At 45.5% G+C, this 4,358-nt stretch carries 4 protein-coding genes, 4 tRNA genes and 1 rRNA gene; 8 read left to right on the top strand and 1 reads right to left on the bottom strand.

The window, feature by feature from the left end:
* The first annotated feature begins 97 nt into the window (after window positions 1-97).
* The 3 genes from rrf to birA all read left to right on the top strand — a co-directional run bounded on the left by rrf (window position 98) and on the right by birA (window position 2,379).
* Window positions 98-213, top strand: a 5S ribosomal RNA gene (gene rrf / locus L5M37_RS23845).
* A 188-nt stretch (window positions 214-401) separates the two neighbouring features.
* Window positions 402-1,427, top strand: coding sequence for a UDP-N-acetylmuramate dehydrogenase (gene murB, locus L5M37_RS23840; RefSeq protein ID WP_263201910.1), 1,026 nt, complete (start codon window positions 402-404; stop codon window positions 1,425-1,427).
* The gene (gene birA, locus L5M37_RS23835) at window positions 1,420-2,379 is read left to right on the top strand and encodes a bifunctional biotin--[acetyl-CoA-carboxylase] ligase/biotin operon repressor BirA (protein ID WP_263201909.1); all 960 of its coding nucleotides are present in this window, start codon (window positions 1,420-1,422) and stop codon (window positions 2,377-2,379) included. The genes murB and birA overlap by 8 nt, the downstream gene beginning before the upstream one ends.
* Before the next feature lie 27 nt (window positions 2,380-2,406).
* Here the strand turns inward: birA and coaA are convergent, their stop codons facing one another.
* On the bottom strand, window positions 2,407-3,357 hold the full coding sequence (gene coaA / locus L5M37_RS23830) for a type I pantothenate kinase (protein ID WP_263201908.1): 951 nt from the start codon (window positions 3,355-3,357) through the stop codon (window positions 2,407-2,409).
* Window positions 3,358-3,592: 235 nt separating this feature from the next.
* On the opposite strand from coaA, the gene L5M37_RS23825 reads away from it, so the two are divergent.
* The 5 genes from L5M37_RS23825 to L5M37_RS23805 form a co-directional block, all read left to right on the top strand.
* A tRNA-Thr gene (locus L5M37_RS23825) sits at window positions 3,593-3,668 on the top strand.
* 8 nt (window positions 3,669-3,676) lie between these two features.
* Window positions 3,677-3,761: transfer RNA gene (locus L5M37_RS23820), tRNA-Tyr, on the top strand.
* A gap of 37 nt (window positions 3,762-3,798) precedes the next feature.
* Window positions 3,799-3,872: transfer RNA gene (locus tag L5M37_RS23815), tRNA-Gly, on the top strand.
* Between the two features lie 8 nt (window positions 3,873-3,880).
* A tRNA-Thr gene (locus tag L5M37_RS23810) sits at window positions 3,881-3,956 on the top strand.
* Between the two features lie 117 nt (window positions 3,957-4,073).
* Window positions 4,074-4,358: GTP-binding protein (locus L5M37_RS23805; RefSeq protein ID WP_261729865.1), on the top strand; the 285-nt coding region annotated here is incomplete at its 3' end.

The raw sequence follows: 4,358 nt of genomic DNA, 5'->3' as shown, positions 1-4,358 counted from the left end.
AGATACTTGATAAAGTTTGAACTCAAACAAAGCAAATCAGCTTTCCGAATTATTATTAGCGTGAGCCAGCGATGGACACGGTAATAAACAGAATTTGCTTGGTGACAATAGCCTTGTGGAACCACCTGATCCCATCCCGAACTCAGAAGTGAAACGCAAACGCGCCGATGGTAGTGTGGGGTCTCCCCATGTGAGAGTAGGTCATCGCCAAGCGCCTAATTATCTCATTGAGATGTAACCAAGCCAGCTAAATAAGCTGGCTTTTTTGCGTCTGCAATTTGTTAATTGGACTGATTTTCCTGCTTTTCTCTCAGTTCTTCATCCTGCCATCTTCTCTAGCATGAGCTGCAATCCTCGCTTTTAGCAGTTACAATACGTTTTTGTCGTCATTGAACAAACACATGTCTCTATCTCATAGCCTTCAATCATTTAATTCCTTTGGTTTAGCCCAGTCTTGCGCGGATCTTGTTGAGGCGCACTCAAAAGAAGCTGTTAAGGCGATATGTGTGCCACTATGGCAACAGCAATTGCCTATGTTGGTGCTTGGTGGCGGTAGCAATCTGGTCTTTACGGAGGACTTTAACGGCACAGTTGTCAGGATTTTATCGAAAGGAATAAAAGTATCTGAAGACACAGAAGCATTTTATCTCGATGTTGAGGCGGGTGAGAATTGGCACGAGTTAATTCAGTTTACGCTCGAGCATGGCATGTTTGGGCTGGAGAATATGGCATTAATTCCTGGGACGGTTGGTGCAGCACCTATTCAGAATATTGGCGCTTATGGTGTTGAACTATGTGATGTGTGTGATTGGGTTGAGTATCTTGATTTACCCTCAGGTGAGTTTGTGCGCATCAGCACAGCTGAGTGTCAATTTGCTTACCGTGAGTCTATTTTCAAAGACAAATTGCGCAATCTCGCTGTAGTCACAGCTGTTGGGCTGCGCTTAGCTAAACGTTGGCAACCGCGTTTAGTCTATGGTCCATTGCAATCGTTTGATCCTGCAACCGTTACAGCGCATGAGATTTTTGCGCGCGTATGCCAAGTACGAAGTGAAAAGCTTCCTGATCCCGCAGTGCTCGGCAATGCAGGCAGTTTCTTTAAAAACCCCATTGTAAGCGCAGCCTGTTATCTCGATTTAGCACAGCGTTTTCCGACGATAGTGGGCTACGCACAAGCGGATGCAACAGTGAAATTGGCTGCAGGCTGGTTGATTGAACAAGCGGGACTGAAAGGTTTTGTGCTCGGCAATGTGGCAGTGCATGACAAGCAAGCCTTAGTGTTAGTGAATCGAGGCGGAGCAACGGGGCATGATATTTGCCGCCTAGCACTGCATGTTATTGCGCAAGTACGGGATAAATTTGGTGTCGTGCTAGAAGCCGAACCTAGAATCATCGGGGCTAATGGCGAAGGAGATTTGCATGTCTGATCATTGGGGAAGAAAACGCCAGATATTAGCTTTATTATCTAGCGGGCAATTTGTTTCTGGCGAGCAGTTAGCCACTGATCTTGGGATTTCGCGTGCCGCAGTGAATAAGCACATCGATGCGTTAGAAACCTATGGTGTGGCAATTTATAGCGTCAAAGGTCGCGGCTATAAGTTAGCGAATCCTATTTCTTTGATTGATGCTTCACGTTTAGTGCAATCAATTGATAACCGTTGCTTTTACTTTGATGAGATAGCAAGCACTAACGGCTTTATGCTGGACCATACAACTGAATTGAAGAATGGTGATGTGTGTGTGGCAGAGTATCAATCTGCAGGTCGTGGTCGTCGAGGCCGAACTTGGGTGTCGCCCTATGGGCATCACTTATATTTCTCGCTGTTTTGGACATTTCCTCAGGGAATGGCACAGGCCATGGGATTGAGTTTAGTGGTGGCCTGTACATTGGTTGAAGTGCTTAAATCTTTTGGCGTCGAGAATATTGGTGTTAAGTGGCCCAATGACATCTATTTGGATAACAAGAAGCTTGCCGGGATCTTGATTGAGATGTCGGGTCAGGCTGATAGCCAGTGCCAGCTTATCATAGGTGTTGGTGTGAATATGGCTATGTCCGAGGAGCAAGGCAAAGGTATCGAACAGCCTTGGAGTGATTTGTCAGAGTTGGTCGATATGCCTGACAAGACGGCGCTTGTTATTGCATTACAGAAGCAGCTTAAGCGTGATATTCAGCTATTTGAGCGTGAAGAATTAGCTGCATTCAAGACTCGTTGGCAAGCCGCAGACTTATTTTATGGTCGTGAAATACGTTTGCTTATGGGGGAAAAGTCTGTCGAAGGAATTTGTCGAGGCGTTGATGAGCAAGGTGCAGTATTGCTCGAAACCGCCGACGGTGTTCAAGCATTTATCGGCGGTGAAATTAGCTTAAGGGCACGCTAAGTACCCAAGAGTCAATTTTACATAAGGCTATTTGCGCATCAGCACGTGGGACATCAAATGATCCTGACCTTTCTGCAGGATCAAATGGGCTCTCTCACGGGTCGGTTGAATGTTAAGTTGTAGGTTTGGGCCATTGATTGTGTCCCAAATATTGGCGGCAATCGTATTGGCCTCATCATCCGTTAGCGTCGAATAGTGATGAAAATAAGATTTTTTGTCACTGAATGCACCAGAGCGGAACTGCAAAAATCGTTCTTTATACCATTGTTTTAGCAAGGGTTCTTCTGCATCGACATAAATAGAAAAGTCGACAAAATCGGAGACGAAAGGACGACGGGTATCAACGGGGGAGTCGAGTCCAGTCTGCAATACATTCAAGCCTTCTAAAATTAAGATGTCTGGCTGAGAAACGGTTTGATGCTGATTCTTAACGCGGTCATAGGTGACGTGTGAATAGATAGGGGCTTTCACATGTGGCTGACCGGATTTCACGGCGGAGATAAACTCAACCAGCATTTTCATATCGTAACTTTCTGGAAATCCCTTACGCTGTAATAGTCCTTTACGTTTTAAGTCCGCCAGAGGATACAAAAAACCATCTGTTGTCACCAAATCAACTTTTGGGTGTTCAGGCCAGTGCCGTAGTAAAGCTTGCAAAATACGTGCTGTGGTGCTCTTTCCGACGGCGACACTACCAGCAATACTAATGATATAAGGATTTTTTGATGGTTTTTGACCGAGGAATTCATCAACCACTAAGCCTCGTTGTTGCTTAGCTTTAACGATCAAATTCAGTAGCCGGCCAAGGGGAAGATAAATATCGGTCACTTCCGATAAGGAAATCTTTTCATTTATGCCTCTAAGGTTCTCCAAGTCTTGCTCACTCAGTGTCAACGGCACTGAATCTCGTAACTCAGACCATTGCAGGCGCTCGAAGGCGAGATAGAGTGCTTTTTGAATTGAATTTTTAGAAGTCATTGGCTTTCCTCAGCTTAGGAAAGGCACAGTACACTATGAGATTATTTGGAACAATACTAAATGGGTGATTGCAGTCGTGTTTCCGTTACCGTTTGATGTATTCGCTGTTTAATTGGCCGTCAAAGTTGCATAACGTGTAAAAAAACACCGTTCAAGCGCTTTTTTTACGTAAATAGGCGTTTTTTACTTGCACTTGGGAGCGCATTTACCTAATATCCCGTTCCGAAATGATAATGCCGGCATAGCTCAGTTGGTAGAGCAACTGACTTGTAATCAGTAGGTCCCGAGTTCGACTCTTGGTGCCGGCACCATTTTCTGTGGAGGGGTTCCCGAGTGGCCAAAGGGATCAGACTGTAAATCTGACGGCTCAGCCTTCGAAGGTTCGAATCCTTCTCCCTCCACCACTTTTTCTAGGTAGTTAGGTAGCCTTAGTTAGGTTGCGCGGACATCGTATAATGGTATTACTCCAGCCTTCCAAGCTGATAACGCGGGTTCGATTCCCGCTGTCCGCTCCAAATTAGTTGCTGATATGGCTCAGTTGGTAGAGCACACCCTTGGTAAGGGTGAGGTCGGCAGTTCGAATCTGCCTATCAGCACCAGCCTCTCTAAATTTAGCTCCTACGCCTAAACATAATCGGTTCGATGTCATTTTAATGCATCGGATTTTTTCTATATGTTAGTTTTCATCACCAAGAATCTTGGACTGAGGCATTACCATGGCTAAAGCTAAATTTGAACGTATTAAGCCCCATGTAAACGTGGGCACCATTGGTCACGTTGACCATGGTAAAACCACACTGACTGCAGCTATCTCTCACGTACTGGCTAAGACCTACGGTGGCGAAGCTAAAGACTTCTCTCAAATCGATAACGCTCCAGAAGAGCGTGAGCGCGGTATTACGATCAATACCTCTCACATCGAATATGACACGCCTTCACGTCACTACGCACACGTAGACTGCCCAGGCCACGCTGACTATGTTAAAAACATGATCACTGGT

Origin of the sequence: Shewanella sp. SM69 (genome assembly GCF_025653985.1) — a bacterium.
In the GTDB taxonomy this organism is placed as follows: Bacteria; Pseudomonadota; Gammaproteobacteria; order Enterobacterales; family Shewanellaceae; genus Shewanella; species Shewanella oncorhynchi.
This window is presented reverse-complemented; position numbering and strand designations above follow the sequence as displayed.

Coding starts and splice junctions, on each gene's coding strand:
- murB (WP_263201910.1), top strand. CDS start 402: ATGTCTCTATCTCATAGCCTTCAATCATTTAATTCCTTTGGTTTAGCC.
- birA (WP_263201909.1), top strand. CDS start 1,420: ATGTCTGATCATTGGGGAAGAAAACGCCAGATATTAGCTTTATTATCT.
- coaA (WP_263201908.1), bottom strand. CDS start 3,357: ATGACTTCTAAAAATTCAATTCAAAAAGCACTCTATCTCGCCTTCGAG.